This window comes from Cellvibrio sp. QJXJ, assembly GCF_024452345.1.
In the GTDB taxonomy this organism is placed as follows: domain Bacteria; phylum Pseudomonadota; class Gammaproteobacteria; order Pseudomonadales; family Cellvibrionaceae; genus Cellvibrio.
This window is the reverse complement of sequence record NZ_CP101662.1, coordinates 2,023,928-2,041,639: the sequence shown is the minus strand read 5'-3', so window position 1 is coordinate 2,041,639 and position 17,712 is coordinate 2,023,928. Positions and strand designations below refer to the sequence as shown.

General features: G+C 47.6%; 18 protein-coding genes. 9 read left to right on the top strand and 9 right to left on the bottom strand.

The window, feature by feature from the left end; translation table 11 throughout:
- Window positions 1-17 precede the first annotated feature (17 nt).
- The 6 genes from NNX04_RS08885 (at window position 18) to nagB (ending at window position 7,626) form a co-directional block, all read left to right on the top strand.
- Window positions 18-1,538 (top strand): tryptophan halogenase family protein, encoded by a 1,521-nt coding sequence (locus tag NNX04_RS08885; RefSeq protein ID WP_261948182.1) that lies wholly within the window; start codon window positions 18-20, stop codon window positions 1,536-1,538.
- Between the two features lie 453 nt (window positions 1,539-1,991).
- The gene (gene nagK, locus NNX04_RS08880) at window positions 1,992-2,900 is read left to right on the top strand and encodes an N-acetylglucosamine kinase (RefSeq protein WP_261948181.1); all 909 of its coding nucleotides are present in this window, start codon (window positions 1,992-1,994) and stop codon (window positions 2,898-2,900) included.
- 126 nt (window positions 2,901-3,026) lie between these two features.
- Window positions 3,027-4,319, top strand: a complete 1,293-nt coding sequence (nagP, locus tag NNX04_RS08875; RefSeq protein ID WP_261948180.1) for an N-acetylglucosamine MFS transporter NagP — start codon at window positions 3,027-3,029, stop codon at window positions 4,317-4,319.
- 51 nt (window positions 4,320-4,370) lie between these two features.
- Window positions 4,371-5,459 (top strand): acyltransferase family protein, encoded by a 1,089-nt coding sequence (locus NNX04_RS08870; protein WP_261948179.1) that lies wholly within the window; start codon window positions 4,371-4,373, stop codon window positions 5,457-5,459.
- A gap of 47 nt (window positions 5,460-5,506) precedes the next feature.
- Window positions 5,507-6,664: an N-acetylglucosamine-6-phosphate deacetylase gene (gene nagA / locus NNX04_RS08865; RefSeq protein WP_261948178.1), complete on the top strand. Its 1,158-nt coding sequence runs from the start codon at window positions 5,507-5,509 to the stop codon at window positions 6,662-6,664.
- A 158-nt stretch (window positions 6,665-6,822) separates the two neighbouring features.
- Entirely contained in the window at window positions 6,823-7,626 is an 804-nt protein-coding gene (nagB, locus tag NNX04_RS08860) for a glucosamine-6-phosphate deaminase (protein WP_261948177.1), read from the top strand.
- A 90-nt stretch (window positions 7,627-7,716) separates the two neighbouring features.
- Here nagB and NNX04_RS08855 read toward each other — a convergent pair whose 3' ends face one another.
- Entirely contained in the window at window positions 7,717-8,769 is a 1,053-nt protein-coding gene (locus NNX04_RS08855) for a LacI family DNA-binding transcriptional regulator (RefSeq protein WP_151058764.1), read from the bottom strand.
- A 256-nt stretch (window positions 8,770-9,025) separates the two neighbouring features.
- On the opposite strand from NNX04_RS08855, the gene NNX04_RS08850 reads away from it, so the two are divergent.
- Complete coding sequence (locus NNX04_RS08850; protein ID WP_261948176.1) at window positions 9,026-9,865, top strand: GTP-binding protein; 840 nt, start codon at window positions 9,026-9,028, stop codon at window positions 9,863-9,865.
- A gap of 90 nt (window positions 9,866-9,955) precedes the next feature.
- Here NNX04_RS08850 and NNX04_RS08845 read toward each other — a convergent pair whose 3' ends face one another.
- Window positions 9,956-10,270, bottom strand: coding sequence for a DUF1244 domain-containing protein (locus NNX04_RS08845; protein WP_007643234.1), 315 nt, complete (start codon window positions 10,268-10,270; stop codon window positions 9,956-9,958).
- Window positions 10,271-10,509: 239 nt separating this feature from the next.
- On the opposite strand from NNX04_RS08845, the gene motA reads away from it, so the two are divergent.
- Entirely contained in the window at window positions 10,510-11,367 is an 858-nt protein-coding gene (motA, locus tag NNX04_RS08840) for a flagellar motor stator protein MotA (RefSeq protein WP_040392543.1), read from the top strand.
- Window positions 11,368-11,379: 12 nt separating this feature from the next.
- Window positions 11,380-12,351, top strand: a complete 972-nt coding sequence (gene motB / locus NNX04_RS08835) for a flagellar motor protein MotB (protein ID WP_261948175.1) — start codon at window positions 11,380-11,382, stop codon at window positions 12,349-12,351.
- 65 nt (window positions 12,352-12,416) lie between these two features.
- On the opposite strand, the gene yjgA is transcribed toward motB, so the two are convergent.
- From yjgA to lptB, 7 genes are all read right to left on the bottom strand, one after another.
- Complete coding sequence (gene yjgA / locus NNX04_RS08830; protein WP_261948174.1) at window positions 12,417-12,935, bottom strand: ribosome biogenesis factor YjgA; 519 nt, start codon at window positions 12,933-12,935, stop codon at window positions 12,417-12,419.
- A gap of 151 nt (window positions 12,936-13,086) precedes the next feature.
- Window positions 13,087-13,359 (bottom strand): HPr family phosphocarrier protein, encoded by a 273-nt coding sequence (locus NNX04_RS08825; protein ID WP_261948173.1) that lies wholly within the window; start codon window positions 13,357-13,359, stop codon window positions 13,087-13,089.
- A 3-nt stretch (window positions 13,360-13,362) separates the two neighbouring features.
- The gene (gene rapZ / locus NNX04_RS08820; RefSeq protein WP_040392346.1) at window positions 13,363-14,232 is read right to left on the bottom strand and encodes an RNase adapter RapZ; all 870 of its coding nucleotides are present in this window, start codon (window positions 14,230-14,232) and stop codon (window positions 13,363-13,365) included.
- Between the two features lie 12 nt (window positions 14,233-14,244).
- Window positions 14,245-14,694, bottom strand: coding sequence for a PTS IIA-like nitrogen regulatory protein PtsN (gene ptsN / locus NNX04_RS08815; RefSeq protein WP_007643223.1), 450 nt, complete (start codon window positions 14,692-14,694; stop codon window positions 14,245-14,247).
- A 76-nt stretch (window positions 14,695-14,770) separates the two neighbouring features.
- Window positions 14,771-15,061: a ribosome hibernation-promoting factor, HPF/YfiA family gene (hpf, locus tag NNX04_RS08810; RefSeq protein ID WP_007643222.1), complete on the bottom strand. Its 291-nt coding sequence runs from the start codon at window positions 15,059-15,061 to the stop codon at window positions 14,771-14,773.
- A gap of 104 nt (window positions 15,062-15,165) precedes the next feature.
- Window positions 15,166-16,818: an RNA polymerase factor sigma-54 gene (locus NNX04_RS08805; RefSeq protein ID WP_151058756.1), complete on the bottom strand. Its 1,653-nt coding sequence runs from the start codon at window positions 16,816-16,818 to the stop codon at window positions 15,166-15,168.
- A gap of 167 nt (window positions 16,819-16,985) precedes the next feature.
- Window positions 16,986-17,711, bottom strand: a complete 726-nt coding sequence (gene lptB, locus NNX04_RS08800) for an LPS export ABC transporter ATP-binding protein (RefSeq protein WP_261948172.1) — start codon at window positions 17,709-17,711, stop codon at window positions 16,986-16,988.
- Window position 17,712: the final 1 nt, after the last annotated feature.

The following is a 17,712-nucleotide window of genomic DNA, read 5'->3' as shown; positions in this document are numbered from 1 at the left end:
TGTAAAGAGTCTTGGATATGACAGTGTCATCAATAATTATAGTGGGAGGTGGAACAGCAGGATGGTTGTGCGCCAATCATTTGGGCAAACGATTTAGTGCATCAACAGAATTTAGTCCGCAAATTACTCTGATCGATTCCAACGAAATCCCACCTATCGGTGTCGGTGAAGGCACTGTGCCCGCCATAAGACAATCGCTGAAATACCTGGGTATTTCTGAAACTGAATTAATTCGCCATTGTGATGCAACTTTTAAGCAAAGTGTAAAATTTATTGGTTGGAATCAACAGTCAGCCCCAAATTATTATCATCATGTATTTGACTTTCCAGAGCTGAGGTCGCCAGACCAAATTTATTCATGGTTGGCGAGTGCTAGGCCGGAAATTCCATTTACTGATATGGTCTCTATTCAGGGGCATCTATGTGATGTGGGTCTGGGGCCGAAGCTCATTACCCAGCCGGAATACGCCGGTGTTGCAAATTATGCGTACCATTTTGACGCGGCTAAATTCAGTCAGCTTTTAATGAAAAATGCGACTGAAAAATACGCAGTTAAACATTTAAAAGCCGATGTCGAACAGGTAAAAATAACTGAAATGGGTGACATAGAATCTCTGGTCACTAAACAACTAGGACAGCTAAGAGCAGATTTATATATTGATTGCTCCGGTTTTTCGTCGTTACTCTTGGGGAAATCACTCGGAGTTCCCTTTGTCGACAAGAGTGGTGTTTTATTTGTTGATACTGCGCTGGCCTATCAAATTCCCTATGAATCAGCCGAAGCGCCAATTCCTTGCAGTACCTTGGCGACAGCGAAAAAGGCTGGATGGATATGGGATATAGGCTTGAGTTCGCGTCGTGGTGCCGGTTATGTGTATTCTTCCTCGCATACAACTGATAGTGCTGCGGAACAGGATTTTGCGCGTTATCTAGGGCTGCAGGAGAATGATGTCAATTTTAGAAAAATTCCTATGCGGGTAGGGTATCGGGAAAAGTTTTGGCAAAAAAACTGTGTTGCAATTGGTTTATCCCAAGGATTTGTTGAGCCTTTGGAGGCGACGGGTTTATTGATGTTTGATGCAACCGCCAAAATGCTCGCCGAATTAATTCCTTCATCCTCCTCAACTTTTCCAGTGGTCGCCAAACAGTTCAATAAGATAGTGCGAGCAGCTTGGGACAATGTGGTCGACTTTATCAAGCTGCATTATTGCATTTCAGATCGTACAGACAGTGATTTCTGGAATGATAACCGAGAGTTAAATGGGGTTCCTGACTCCTTGCAGGAAAAGCTGGAGTCGTGGCGCTGGCGCACACCCAATACTTATGATTTTCCCAATAAATTGGGGATTTTTCATTGGGAAAATTATCTCTATGTGCTCTACGGAATGGACTTTAAAACCAGCTCTGTCCATCGTGAAAGCGAAAATCCGGATTTAACAGGGCAGTGCTCCAGGAGATTTACAGAGCTTAATCTAAAGCTCGATAAACATCGCGATCTTATTAATAAAATCAAACAATATGGGTTGAAAAAAATCTAACATTTCTTACGCTATTTTTTATAAAAATTTCAGTTTGGTGAATCTTCCAATAACCTGAAAACTGCACTGCCAATAATAGTGTTGCCTGCTTCTGTGGCCATAAATTGGCTGGCCAATAAAAAATTTCCAAAATACTCTTTATTTCTTTGACAACGTTGTCCGCAAGGCGTAATCTAATCCTGTCCGATGATGAAAGCCGGGCGGGGTAGCTCTCCATATCCTGTGTGGTGTCAGCGGGCATGAGTTCTCTAGAGCTGTAGTAGTGGTCTTGTGGTTAGTGCCCGAAAGGGCGCTAACCTTTTTTGAATCCGGATTGGATTTAAATAACCACCTTTGTCGCAGCTGGACATGGAAATATGCGACCATTCCACTGTCAGACTTTAAATAGCATTTGGCATGGTTGCGTGGCGCTGTAAGAGCCAAAGTTTATATTTAAAAATAAAGAGGTAGATCATGGTGAAAATGCCGCGTGGCGAGCAGACCTTGTACATCGGGATTGACGGCGGCGGCACCAAGTGTCGTGCCAGTATCATGACCGCTGATTTACAAGTGCTAGGCACTGGCGTTGGCGGCCCGGCTAACCCTTTCCATGGTGTACAGCAAGCTAAAGATTCTATTCGCACTGCCGCCGAACTGGCTCTTATCGATGCCGGTTTACCACCTGCTGTGATGGGGCAGTTGATTGCGGGCGCGGGTCTTGCGGGTGTAAATGTTCCCAGTCTCTATGAAGTGATGAGCGATTGGCAGCATCCCTTCAAAAAAATGTTTCTCACTACCGATTTGCATATCGCCTGCCTTGGTGCTCACAACAGTGATGAAGGAGCGGTGATGATTGCAGGCACAGGTTCTTGTGGTTATTCCTACGTTAATAATGCGTCGTTGTTTTTAGGCGGTCACGGTTTTCCAATCGGCGATAAAGGCAGCGGTGCCTGGATGGGATTGGAAGCGATTAAAGCCGTGCTGCTCGATTACGACAACCTTGGCCCGGCCACTATTTTGAGCCACAGCATTAGTAGTTTTTTGCAGGCTGAGGGTGTGATGATCGTGGACAAAATGTTTGGTGCCAAACAAGGTGATTACGCCAAATTTGCCATTTTTGTGGTGGATGCTGCAGATGCGGGCGATGAAGTTGCAATGAGTATTGTAAAAGAAGGCGCTGCTTATATGAGCGCTGTAGCTCGTCGCCTATGGGCAACCCAGCCTGGTCGTATGTCGATTATTGGTGGTTTGGCGCCGCGCCTTATTCCCTGGATGGACAAAGACATGGCGGACAACCTTTCGCCTGCGTTGTATCAACCAGAATTCGGCGCTGTCTATTTTGCCAAGCAGCAATTTAATGTTCAGGAAATCTCTAGCAAATAGATTTTTGTCTTGCCCGCAAACACGGGGGCTCATAAAAACCACGAAACAATGAATTCGGTCAGTACCAATAGCCTTACCTAAAAACATAAGAACCCAATGTAAACCCACTAGCGCAGGTTACTTACTATGTCAGTCGAAACTATGGCGGTACCCAAGCAGTCATCCAACTTAATTCCCTTGGCGATGATTGCCGGTTTGTTTTTTATTTTTGGCTTTGTAACCTGGCTCAACGGTTCTCTGATGCCGTACCTGGAGTTGGTACTAACCCTGACGCCTTTTCAAGCATCATTTATTTTATTTTCGTTTTACATTGCAGTAACGGTTTTTGCTTTGCCCTCATCCTGGGTGATTCGCAAAGTCGGTTATAAAAATGGGATGGCCATTGGTTTAGCGGTGATGGCATCTGCCGCGCTGTTATACATTCCCGCTGCAAAATCCCATTGGTTTCTGTTGTTTTTAGTTGCGCAATTTATGATGGGGGCGGGCCAAACGTTAGTGCAAACTGCCGTTAATCCCTATGTAGTAAAAATGGGGCCGGAGGAGTCTGCTGCTCGCCGTATCAGTATTATGGGGATCTTGAATAAATCGGCAGGCATTGTGGCGCCCTTGGTATTTACCGCTTTGATTCTTGGTGGCATGAGTGGCACCGCATCAAAAACACCAAGCCCCGAAGAAATCGAACAGCTCGCGGATAACCTTGTATTACCCTATATCTACATGGCGTTAGTGATTGGTATTGTTGCCTTTTTGGTAAGAATTTCGTCGCTGCCAGAATTGGATTTGGATGAAAGTAAAGAAGAAAAGCTGCCGCTACGCGAAGTGTTTCAGTTTCCGAATTTAGTGTTGGGTGTTGTCGCGCTGTTCTTGTATGTGGGCGTGGAGGTGATCGCAGGCGATACCATTGGCTCCTATGGGCGCAGTATTGGCTATACCAATTTTTCTATCCTCACCTCTATCACTATGGCCTGTATGGTGTTTGGTTACATTCTTGGCATAGTGTTAATTCCGCGGGTAATTTCCCAACAAAATATGCTGTTGGTCTCCGCTGTGTTGGGGGTATTTATCAGTTTGGCAATTGTGTTTGGTAGCAACGAATCCACTTCTATTTCATCGCTTTTTTCATTCCTGGGTATGCCCGCTATTCCCAACACTATTTTGTGTATTGCGCTGCTGGGGCTTGCCAATGCCATTGTATGGCCAGCTATTTGGCCTTTGGCGCTGAGCGGTCTGGGTAAATACACTGCAACTGGTTCGGCGCTATTAATTATGGCAATCGCCGGTGGTGCGGTAGTGCCGGTTATTTTAGGTGCGGCGTCCACTATTGTGGATCGTCAGACTGCATACATCGTAATGACACCCTGTTATTTATTCATTCTTTATTACGCAGCAAAAGGATACAAACTGCGCAGCTGGAAATAATTCATCGCGAGTTATTTTTTGGAACTATTTTTATCATCTGCGAGGTATCCGGTGGTCAAACAACGTTTTCAGGCTTTGGATGTAATGCGTGGTTTGACCCTCGCGTTGATGATTCTGGTCAACACACCGGGTTCGTGGAGTTTTGTTTACGGCCCTTTATTGCACGCTGATTGGCATGGCGCCACAGCTACCGATTTTGTTTTTCCCTTCTTTATGTTTATCGTTGGCTCCTCCATGTATTTCGCTATGCGTGGTTTACGTCAGCTTGCGCCTGCGGCACAAGCACAAAAAATTCTGCGCCGTGTGGTGCTGTTATTTGTGATTGGTGTTTTGCTCTCGGCTTATCCGTTTACCAGCAACATTGAAAATTGGCGGGTGATGGGGGTGTTGCAGCGCATTGCGATTGCCTACGGTTTTGCGGCATTTATTATTTTATGTTTTGGTTTTACCGGTCGGGTAGTGATGAGTGCGATCTTATTGCTTGGCTATTGGGGTTTGCTAAATGTCGCTGCTGACCCTTACAGCCTTGAACATAACCTGGTGCGTCAATTTGATTTGGCAGTATTGGGTGCAAATCATTTGTGGCAAGGCAAGGGGCTAGCCTTTGATCCGGAAGGCATCCTCAGCACTGCTCCCTCTATTGTAAATGTGATTATTGGCTTTGAAGCGACGCGGCTATTGCTGGCGAGTGAGGATAAAGCAAAAGCCTTAAGCCAATTATTTGTTACAGCACTGTTATTGATTGGTTTGGCGCTGGTGTGGAATTTGTTGTTCCCGATTAATAAATCACTCTGGACCAGTTCTTTTGTGGTATTGACCTGCGGGGTTGCCATCCTGCTGCTGTTATTGCTGGTTAAACTTGAACAATCTGCGGCGGCAAGCGTGGTTAAACCGGTTTATCATTTTTTTGAAATTATTGGCAAAAACCCCTTATTTATTTATGTGCTGTCGGGTTTGTTGGCTACAACCTTGTATTTAATTCCAGTGGGTGGTGAATCGGCTTATGCGGCACTTTATGCGGTCTTCTGCACTTTTGCTGATCCCTATTTGGCCTCATTATTGTTTGCGCTGCTGATGGTATTGATTCTGTGGTGTGTGGCTTGGGTGCTGCATAAGCGCAATATTATTATTAGCCTCTAAAAAACGTCTTTTTACTTTAGGCGTTAAACCGTTTCACAGGTGTTTTTATGAAACAAGCTTTGGTCGGTGCACGCATTTTTACCGGCGAAGAATTTCTGGATGACTACGCGCTGGTACTCGCGGGCGAAAAAATTGACGCGCTGCTACCACGTGCGCAACTGGATTCATCCATTCCGCAAACACTGCTGGCAGGTGGTGTGCTGGCGCCCGGTTTTATTGACCTGCAAGTAAATGGCGGCGGTGGGGCATTTTTTACTAACGATACCAGTGTCAGTGCCATTCAAACCATACTCGATGGTCATCGCCCGACCGGCACTACATCGCTGCTGCCAACCTTGATTAGCGATACCCGTGAGGTGCATCAGGCCGGTGTAAAAGCGGTGGCGGATGCGGTTGCTGCTGGTATGAAAGGTGTTCTTGGCGTGCATGTGGAAGGGCCGTTTTTTGATATGGCACGTCGCGGTGCGCACAACGAGCGCTACATTCGCGCAATGGAGCAGGCGGATATTGATTGGTTGGTGGCCTCGGTAAAAGGTCAGCACGATTTTAAAGTGATGCTCACGCTGGCGCCCGAGCATGCGGCGCCCGGTCAAATTAAACAATTAACGTCGGCCGGTGTAGTTATCTGTGCGGGTCATACGGATGCGCATTACGAATCGGTAGTCAATGCGCTAAAAGAAGGACTCTCCGGATTTACGCATTTGTATAACGCGATGCGCCCGACTACTGGTCGTGAACCCGGAGTCGTGGGGGCTGCACTTGAGGACGCTAACAGTTGGTGCGGAATTATTATTGATACCTATCACGTGCATGCGGCGTCTGCGCGAATTGCTTACTCTGCAAAACCCAAGGGCAAAATGTATTTAGTGACGGACGCTATGTCGACTGTCGGCTCGCCGGAAAAATCGTTTCAAATTTATGGCGAAACTATTTATGAAAAAGACGGTTGCCTGGTTAATGCGGAAGGACGTTTGGCGGGTAGTGCGATTGGGATGATAGATGCGGTGCGTCTGAACACTACCTGGGTTGGTGTGGAGTTGGCGGAGAGCCTGCGCATGGCCTCGCTTTACCCTGCGCAATTTATGCAGGTGGATGATTATTTGGGGCGTATCGCCAGCGGTTATCGCGCGGATCTCGTTCATTTTACTGATGATTATCGTGTAACCCATACTTGGGTGGCGGGCGATTTTCAGGTGCACCTTTAGTAAGACCGGTCAGGCAGCGGATTTTGTTGGCAGACACGTCGTGAATACATCCATGTAGGCTTGTCGTCGACATCCCTGTCTCCGACAGTCTGCCAACAAAATCCGCTGCCTGACCTTAGTGCTAAATTTCTAGTTAATGCCACTCACTGGAGTGTTCGATGAAAGTTGTAATTTTAAAAGATGCTGCCGCTGTTGCGCGTTATGGTGCAGATATTTTTATCCAACAAATTAATCAAAAACCTGATTCAGTTTTGGGTTTGGCGACGGGTTCCACGCCGGTTGCACTCTATAAAGAGTTGATTGCTGCTTATAAAAATGCTCAGGTTTCATTTAGACGTGTGAACAGTTTTAATCTGGATGAATACCTTGGCTTGCCATCAAGCCATCCGCAAAGTTATCGCTATTTTATGAATCAACAGTTGTTTGATCATGTTGATATCGACAAGGCGCAAACTCATGTTCCGCCGGGTGATGCGCAAGATCCGTTTAACGCTTGCGAAATTTATGAAGCGGCCATTAAACACAAAGGTGGTATTGATATTCAATTACTCGGCATTGGTCGCAACGGGCATATTGGTTTTAATGAGCCATCTTCGTCACTTATGTCTCGCACACGAGTAAAAACCTTAACGCGCGCGACTATCGAAGACAACGCCCGTTTTTTTGGCGCAGACGAATACCAGCCCCATCTATCCATCACCATGGGTATAGGTACAATTCTCGAATCAAAAAAAGTGGTGCTACTCGCCACGGGTGAAAATAAAGCTGAGGCAATTAAAGCAACAGTCGAAGGGCCATTAACCGCCGCTTGCCCGGCATCGGCCTTGCAGTTGCATGAACAGGTGGTGTTAGTAATTGATGAAGCGGCTGCTTCGCAGCTGTCGGATGTGGATTTTTACAAACATATCGAAATAGAAAATCAAAAATTATTGGAAAGATTGGAGCAGTTGAAACTTCGTTGATTCACACTTCCGTTAGAGTATCGCTAAAAACCAAAAAGGCCGACTTGCAACAAGTCGGCCTTTTTATTGATTGGTATCTGAGTTATTGAACTAGCGTTTAGTCGGGGCTGGGCAGGTGGAGTCACGCACAATTAACTGCGGATAAAAACCTTCACTCTCCACGTCGCGGTGCGCGCGAATTGTGTCAATTAACAGCCCGGTCGCCCGTTCAGCAATCGTGGTATTGGGTTGCTGTGCAGTGGTGAGGTTGGGCCAGGCTTGACGCGAGAAGGGGCTGTCTTCAAAGCCGACAATAGAAAGTTGCTGCGGAACTTCCACGCCTTGAATCCGCGCGGCAAATAAAGTGCCCGCGGCTATTTCGTCGTTACAGGCAAATACAGCAGTAGGTTTTAAGTTGGATGCCAATAGTTGGCGAGTACGTTTTACCCCTGACTCAAACGAATATTCACCGGGGATAATTAATTTTTTATCGAGTGTAATTTTGTTAGCTTTGAGTGCGGCTTTGTAGCCTTCCAAGCGTTCAATACTGGATTTATGGGTTTCTTCACCACCTAAAAAGGCGATAGATTTGTGACCAAGGTCGATCAGGTATTGGGTAATTTTGTAAGCTGCTGTGCGGTCGTCGATAAAAATACAGGGGCCTTTTTTATCGGGCGGCTGCGAGCCGGACAGAATGCGCACAAATGGGATTTTACGTTTGCCCAGTGCAGAGAGTACCTCAGGCATTTCCGACATGGGTGGTGTGAGCACCAAGCCGCCTACTTGACTGCGATCCACCATGTTCAACACTTCATCGATAATGTCGTCGGCTTTGGAATCGCAGGGGTGAATCACCAACTCATAACCCTGACGGCGACATTCGCCCAATATGCCTTTTTGCATATCGATCACGTAGTTGCTGTTGGGGTTGTCGTAAATAAACCCGATGGAAGAGGCCGCTCCACGCAGTAACCGCGCAGATAGATTCGGTTGGTAGTTCAGCGCCTTGACCGCCTGCATCACTTTTTCCTGCAGCTCTTGCCCAACCGTACCCTCTTTATTAATGACGCGCGATACGGTTTTAAACGAGACGCCAGCCAGTTTGGCGACATCTTTAATCGTGGCTTTGGACTTGGGTGCGTGTTTATCGACACTGGTTTTCATAGTGGTAGGTTTCAGTTGATCAGCAAAGTGCTAGGTTAGAGCTTAGGCTGGCAGAGCGCAATCATTTCACTGGCTGTGACACCACTGATTAGCCCGGCAAATCAGTGAGGCCACGCAAGGATATGTAAAACATTTTGGATCTGTATATCAGCAGTGGCACCATGAACGCGCAAACAGATGTGGATGCGCCGACTGTTGCACAAGTGTTATTGCTGCGCGTGTTCGTGTTGACCCATAACCATAATGAGGTTTATCCATGAAAAAATTCTCTACGCTCATCGTTTTATCATTTAGTTTGTTATTTGCTGGCGCTCAGGCTCAGGCTGCCAAACAATTGGAATCACTGTGGCAAACGATCGATTTACCCACGCCCGAGTCAGTGCTTTATGTGGCCGACAAAAAGGCGCCCTACCTGTTTGTAGCATTGATTGACGGGCAGGGTGATGTGGCTGACGGCAAAGGTGGCATCACAAAATTAGCCACCGATGGCAAAGTAATCGATAAAAACTGGATTAGCGGGCTCAACGCGCCCAAAGGTATGGCGCTGCACGAGAATTACCTCTATGTGGCCGATATTACCGAACTGGTCATTATTGATATCAAAAAACAGAAAGTTATCAAAAAAATTCCTGTTGCCGATTCAGTTTTTTTAAATGATGTGACGGTAAATTCTTCCGGTGTGGTGTTTGTATCTGACACGCGCACGAATAAAGTCCACCGCTATCTGGATGGTAAAATCGAACTCTATTTGGATAAGGTCAGCAGCGCCAATGGCCTGAAAGCCTTAGGTTCTACCCTGGTGGTAGGCGCTGGCCAAGAGTTAATATTGGTTGATGCAGACAAAAATCGTGCAGTGATTGCCAAAGGGTTTGAGTCAGGAATTGACGGTATAGAAATGATTGAGCGCGGTGAGTTTATTGTGTCTTGCTGGGTGGGCTTGGTGTATTACGTTCACAGCGATGGCCGTCTTGAATTGTTGATCGATTCACGCGAACAAAAAATCAATACGGCGGACATCGGTTACGATCCCAATACCCAGCAGCTGTTTGTGCCCAATTTTTTCAAAAATACGGTGACAGCGTATCAATTGAAATAATCCCTGCAATTAATCGCTCCACTGCTTATGGGGTCTGCTAAAAGCCGTTGCAGTTGCAACGGCTTTTTATTGTCTCTATATTTGTGTTGGCTAATCTTTTTTGTTCATTTCCTGCGCAAATTTTGCCTGTTGTTCCGGCGAAGCTTCCGTTTGAAATTGTGTTTTCCATTCACTGTAGGGCATACCATAAATGTGTGTGCGCGCGTCTTCATAATCCAGCTCAAGCTGTTGTTCTGCTCCGGCGGCTACATACCATTTGCTTAAGCAATTGCGGCAAAACCCGGCGAGGTTCATCAAGTCGATATTTTGCGCATCTTTGCGACTATCCAAGTGTGCAACCAAGCGACGAAAGGCGGCGGCTTCCAATTTTTCCCGCATGGCTGGGCTGAGATCTTCAATTTTCATAGGTTGATACTCGAGTAAATTAAAATGGTGCCGATATTCTACGATGCTTTATCTGAATCAGGGGTAATTGCTGTGTTGCCGTCGTCTGTTGTGGATTAAATCCTGTTCTTGTCTTGAACCTCAATTCAAGCTGCCTATACTCAAACGGTACTGTTAAGCTTGTCGCCTGAATTGTTTTGTTATTTCACGGGTTGCTTATCTCTTCGGGGCAAGCCTGTTTTTGGATTGGGGGTTTTTGCGTGAATATCATTTTGGGCATTATTGTTGTCCTCGGTTGTGTTATCGGTGGCTTTGTTGTCCATGGCGGTAACCCAATGGCGCTGATGTCGCCTATCGAGGTATTGATTATCTGCGGAGCATCTTTCGGGGCAATGATTATTGGTAATCCGCTGTCGGTGACTATGGGGGTTATCAAATCCGGCGGCTCATTGATGACGCCCTCCAAATTCAACAAGGTGTTTTACCTGGAGCTGCTGACGCTGCTCTATGACATCCTCAACAAAACTCGACGTGAAGGTTTGATGGCCATTGAGGGTGATATCGAAGAGCCCGACTCCAGTCCTATTTTTGCTAATTACCCTTCTATTTTGAAAGATCACCATATCGTTGAATTCATCTGCGATTACCTGCGCATTATGGTGGCAGGCAATATGGCGCCCCATGAACTGGAGTCACTCATGGAGCAGGAGCTCGATGGTCATCATCAGGAAGCCTCTGTAGTGCCTGGTGCCATTCAGAATGCGGCAGATGGTTTGCCCGGTTTTGGGATTGTCGCGGCTGTGCTCGGGGTAATTATTACTATGGGTAAAATTGGTGGGCCACCAGCGGAAATTGGCGCTGCTGTAGCGGCGGCTCTGGTGGGGACATTGCTCGGTATTTTGTTTGCCTACGGTTTCATCGCACCATTTGCGAGTTATTTACAGGGCAAGGTACGCGACGAGAGCCGTTCCTACGAATGTGTAAAAGCGGTACTGGTTGCTTCCATGAACGGAGTACCACCGCAGGTCGCGGTCGAGTTTGGTCGTAAAGTTCTTTTCCACAGTGTTCGCCCCAGTTTTAAAGAGCTGGAAGAGCAATATCGCGCCAGCAAGAAGTAAGGTCGATTTTTTATGGAAAAGAATTCAGCTCAGCAACCCATCATCATCAAAAAGAAAAAGGGCCATGGCCATGGTCATCATGGTGGTTCATGGAAGGTTGCGCTCGCCGACTTTATGACGGCGATGATGGCGTTTTTTTTGTTGATGTGGCTATTGGGTAGTACTACACCAGAGGAAAAAAAGGCCATTTCTGGTTATTTTGTGGATCCGGGTAGCCCCTATGTGGTGGGCGAGGGCGGTGCTAACCCCGGTTTGATCAGCTTGGACCAGCCCGTGCAACCTTCTACCCCTACTGAAGCCCAAGAGGCTCCCGCGCAGGATGTGAATGAAGAGCAGCTTAAAAAGGAAATGGAGCGCATTGAAAATGAGCAGCTGGAAGAACTGAAAAAACAACTGGAGACGGAGATTAACGCGCTCGATTCGGTGTTCCAACAAATTAAGGATCAGATCCTCATCGATTTTACCGCGTTGGGTTTACGCATCCAGATCGTCGATAAGGATCAGCGGCCGATGTTCGATGTGGGAAGTGCCAACCTCAAACCTTATTCGGTGGATGTGTTGAACGCCCTTGCACCTATCCTCAATAAAGTGCAAAACAAAATCAGCATCACTGGCCATACAGATTCAACACCTTACGGTGTTGGAGCTACCTACACTAATTGGGAGTTATCTGCTGATCGCGCCAATGCCGCGCGCCGCGCGTTGTTGCAGGGATCTTATCCGGAAGAAAAAGTAGCCACCGTTCAGGGTATGGGCTCAGCCGCTCCCTTTCTGGTGGATCGCCCGAATGAACCCATTAACCGCCGCATCGCCATTATTGTGCTGAAAAAAGCGGTGGCCGATGCTTTGGGTAGTGGGGCAGGTATAGACAGCAGCAAGCTGATCAACAGCAGTGATACCTTCACAGCACCACCGCCAGCCGGCCCTAAGATTTTGTCGCCAACAGAGGTGAATGACGCGATTGATGCGGCCAATGCGCCCTGATGTAATTCCAATTGCCATAATGAAAAAGCCCGGATCATGTCCGGGCTTTTTCATTATGGGCAGTCTCAGTCTTGTGCAGCGAGTTGATCGCGAATGAAACCGAACAGTTTGCGTGCATTGGCTGGCGGTTTGTTCTCCTCTCGCTCCTTTTGCGCAGCGCGGACCAGTTGGCGTAAATGTTGTACATCAAGACCTGGGCAGGATGTTACCAGTGTCTGGAATATCTGTTTGTCACCTTCAATCAGCAAGTCTCGGTAGCGTTCGATCTGGTGTTGGCGATGCACGTATTGATCGCTGCGGTTTTGCATTTTATCAACCGCTGCTTTGATCTCCTCGTGATTGCCCTCGCGCATCAAACGGCCAATGTATTGAATCTGGCGACGACGTGCTTCTTTGGGGGGGAGTTTGCGCGCAATGTAAATTGCATCCAGCATGGTGTCGCTCAGGGGAATGTTGGCGAGCTGCTTTTCGTTCATATCAATGAGACTTTCACCCAGCGCTTGCAGTGCATGCATATCGCGTTTGACCTGCGATTTGCTGAGGATGTAGTCATCGGGATTGATGTCGTCGTAGTTATAAACCATAAAAATATCTGTATTGATCGGGTGAGTAGCGGCTGGTGTGCAGATTTATCTGCCAATTGATTGCCGATAAAAAGGGAAACGATGTAAAAGGTCGCGCAGCTTAGTGCACTCAAGCGGTAGTAACAACCGCTTTAGATTAACAATAGAGTATTTATTCGCCTTCTTCAAAGCGATCAGCGATGAGTGCACGGATGGCAGTCATTGCCGCCTCGGCATCATCACCTTCTGTGCTCACTTCCAGGCGGCTGCCACAGCTGGCGGCAAGAAGCATTAATGACATAACACTTTTGGCATCGGCCCACATGCCGTCGCTCACCCGCGCTTGCACCTTAGCCTGAAACTGGTTGGCTAAGGTGGCAAGTTTCGCGGCAGCGCGCGCATGCAGTCCGCGTTTATTAATGATGTCGAGAGTTTCAATTGCCATGATTTAATGTTTTTTGTGTTTATTGATATCGCGATGTCGAACCTGAACATCACTAAAACTCTGGTCAAAATAGCGTTGTAGCTTTTCTGCCAGGTAAACAGACCTGTGCTGGCCACCCGTACATCCCACCGCAATGGTGATGTAACTACGATTGTTCGCCTGATAGCGCGGCAGCCAGCGTGCCAAATAGTGCTCGATATCGTCGTACATCTCTTTGACGGTAATCTGTTCTTCCAAAAATTCGATTACATCCTGATCTTTGCCGGTAAGCGGGCGCAGGTTAGGTTTCCAGTGGGGGTTGGGAAGGCAACGTGCGTCAAATACCAGATCGGCGTTTACCGGAATACCATGTTTGAAGCCAAAGGATTCAAACAAAATTGCCATCGTCGATTCGCTGCGGCCTACAACACGTTCTTTTACCAAGTCGCGCAATTCGTGCAAATTTAAATGACTGGTATCTATGACCTGATCGGCACAATCGCGAATAGGCTCAAGCAGCTGCTGCTCTGCGGCGATGGATTCCTCAAGGCTGGTGTGTTTATCCGACAGCGGATGCTTGCGCCTGGTTTCGCTAAAACGTTGGATAAGTACGGCGGGTTGAGAATCCAGAAACAGGGTTTGAAATGGCAGGTGCGCTTCTTTCAGCGTACTTATCATCTGCGGGAATATATTCAGATCCTGCCAGGCGTTGCGCACATCAATGCCGATTGCAAAACGCTGTTGGTCATCTTTATGAATTTGTATTTGTGCAACCAGCGCGGGTAGCAGGCTGACTGGTAGATTGTCGATGCAGTTAAAGCCCACATCTTCAAGGACATGCAGGGCGGTACTTTTTCCTGAGCCTGAAAGCCCGCTTACAATCACGAGGTGCATGGTATTGACCTGCTAAGGCGCTATAGCGACCTGATAAAGTGCGGCATCGCTATCGGCAGCACGCAAACGCTGGCGATAGTCAGCATTATTCAGCGCCCCAGCCAGAGCGGCCAGTGTTTGTAGGTGCTCATCATGAGCATCTTCGGGCACTAACATGGCGAAGAGAATGTCCACAGGCTGGGAATCTATGGCATCAAAGTCAATCGGGTCAGCCAATGTCAGGAGTGCACCGATCGTGCCGCTGCAGTTTTCAACCCTGCAATGCGGAATGGCAATGCCGTGTCCTATACCGGTTGAGCCAAGTCGCTCGCGACCAATCAAACGGCGAAATAACTCATCGGCATCAATGCCAGGAACATCCTGTGCGATGGCGTTGGCCAGTAGTTCCAGAGCACGTTTTTTGCTGCCGCCTTCAACGGCACACAAGGTTCGGCCGGGGCTAATAAGATTTTGAATTTGCATGGTAGGAGGTGATTACCAGGAATCTCTCAATTGTTGAGGCAGTGAGCGGAGATGATCTCGCTGCCTCCAGGGTGGGTTAGCGATGACTGCGCATCTTTTCTTTGTGCTTAATTAATTGGCGATCCAGCTTATCGGCCAATGAATCAATTGCTGCGTACAGATCTTCGTGAGTGGCATCCGCAAACAAATCTTTGCCGCTGACATGGATGGTTGCTTCTGCTTTTTGAATCAACTTGTCGACGGAGAGGATGACGTGAGTACTGGTAATGCGATCGTGGTGGTGGCTCAGGCGCTCAATTTTGCTGCTGACATAGTCTTTCAGCGAATCGGTAACTTCCAAATGATGACCACTGATGTTTATTTGCATAGATACTTCCTCTCGATAGAAACAAAATGGTTGTGATCAGCACAACCTAACAGCTCGTCCGTGATTTTCTTCCGAATTTCGTATTTATAACCGGTTAATGATAATTAAATGGTTTTGCGCTCATTAGAGGGTGGAATATTCAGCGACTCGCGATATTTTGCAATGGTACGACGCGCTACCTGAATTCCCTGTTCCGCGAGCAGGTCGGTGATTTTGCTGTCGCTCAACGGTTTTTTGGGGTTTTCCGCACTCACCAACTTTTTAATAATTGCGCGAATCGCTGTTGAAGAGCACTCGCCGCCGCTATCGGTACTAACATGGCTGGAGAAAAAGTATTTCAGTTCGAAGATACCCTGCGGTGTGTGCATATATTTCTGGGTGGTTACCCGCGAAATAGTGGATTCATGCATCTCAACAATTTCAGCAATATCGTGCAGCACCAGCGGCTTCATAGCCTCGGGGCCGTAATCGAGAAACCCGCGTTGTTTTTCCACAATACAACTGGCTACTTTAAGCAGAGTCTCATTGCGGCTCTGTAAACTTTTCAGGAACCAGCGGGCTTCTTGCAAATTATCCTTGAGAAATGTGTTGTCGCTGCTCGAGTCCGCGCGCTTTACCATGGAGGCATAATTGGAATTGATACGCAGGCGCGGTGCAATTTCCGGGTTTAATTCAACAATCCAGCGGCCATCGCGCTTTTCAACGAACACATCCGGTACTACATATTCCGTGTCACCACTGGCAATAATATCGCCTGGGCGAGGGTTTAGGCTTTGGATCAGGGTGATGGCCTGGCTCAACTCGGCCTCTTTCAGTTTGGTGCGGCGCATTAACTGACGGTAGTCGCGACTACCCAATATAGGCAAGTAAAGTTTGGCGATTAATTTTGCCGAATCCAAAAAGGGTGTTTTGGGGTCAAACTGTTGTAACTGCACCAATAAACATTCAGATAAGTTTTGGCTGCACACACCGCAGGGATCAAACTGCTGCAGCCGGTGTTGAACTGCAACAACTTCATCCAGTTCCAGCTCTTCAAAATCGCCACGCATTCCTTCGAATATTTCTTCGATGGTAATAGACAGCATGCCGCTGGGTTCAACCGCGTCGATAATTGCCATCGCTAACACCCGGTCGCGATCTGACATGGGCGTTAAATTGAGTTGCCACATCAAATGATCATAGAGTGAGTCGGTAACGGCGCGACGACTTTCAAAATCATTGTCTTCATTGTCGTAGTTGCTGGAGCTGCCGGTTGATGAGGTTTGGTAAACATCGTCCCAGCTGGTATCTACCGGTAAATCGCTGGGAATCGAGTCGCTCCAGTCACCGCTGTCGGCGCTGAAACTATCGCCTTCACCATAGACATCGCTATCACCAAAGGATTCCCCATCGCTAAAGCTTTCGCCCTCGCCAAAACTTTCAGATTCGCCGTAGCCTGGTTCGTTGAAGTTATCAGCGGTTGATGACGAGAAATTGTCGCTGGCACTGAAGTCGGCGCTATTGTCGGTGCCGGATTCTGCAGCAATTTCCTGCTGGCGGGTGTAATCAATCTTATCGTCCGCGCTGCCTTCGTAATCGCTGCTGGTAGTTGCTGAGTCAAAACCTTCCTCAACTTCCAGCATGGGATTGGATTCGAGCGCTTCCTGGATTTCCTGTTGAAGATCCAGCGTGGAGAGCTGCAAAAGACGTATCGCCTGTTGCAGTTGGGGAGTCATTGTCAGCTGTTGGCCGAGTTTAAGCTGGAGAGATTGTTTCATTGTTGTAGCAACAAACCCTTATTTAACGCGGGATGGAAAACATCTGTTAGGTGGAGTTTAGTCAGGGTTTGCGCTTCAAGCAACATACTTAAGCAAGCTTTATGCCTAGTAGCCAAATAATATTACTTGTCAAGTTGTTTGTCGGGTAGTTAAAGAGTTTGTTGAACTTACAGGCGAAAGTGTTCGCCCAGATAGACTTCGCGGACTTTGCTGTTACTCAACACTGTATCGGCATCACCTTCGGCAATAATGTGCCCTTCGCTTACGATATAGGCAGTCTCGCAGATGTCCAAGGTCTCGCGTACATTGTGGTCGGTAATAAGAACGCCAATCCCGCGATCTTTGAGGTGACGGACTATTTCTTTGATGTCGTTAACCGAAATCGGGTCAACACCCGCAAAGGGTTCATCGAGCAGGATAAATTTAGGGTCTGTCGCCAGTGCGCGGGCGATTTCTACCCGGCGCCGCTCACCACCTGAGAGTGCCATGCCAAGGCTGTCGCGAATATGGGTGATGTGAAATTCGTTTAGCAGTGCTTCCAGTTTTTCTGCGCGTGCTTCCCGATTCAGGTCTTTGCGAGTCTCAAGGATCGCCATAATGTTATCGGCGACGGTAAGTTTGCGGAAAATGGATGCTTCTTGTGGCAAATAACCAATACCGGCACGTGCGCGTCCATGAATTGGCAGTTGGGTGATATCGCGATCATCAATTAATACGCTGCCATTATCTGCCGGTACTAAACCGGCGATCATATAAAAGCAGGTGGTTTTTCCGGCGCCATTAGGGCCCAGGAGCCCAACAATATGGCCGCTCTCTACTGTGATAGAGACATCGATAACCACTTTACGTTTTTTGTAGCTCTTGGCGAGGTGTCGCGCGTGCAAACTAGGCATA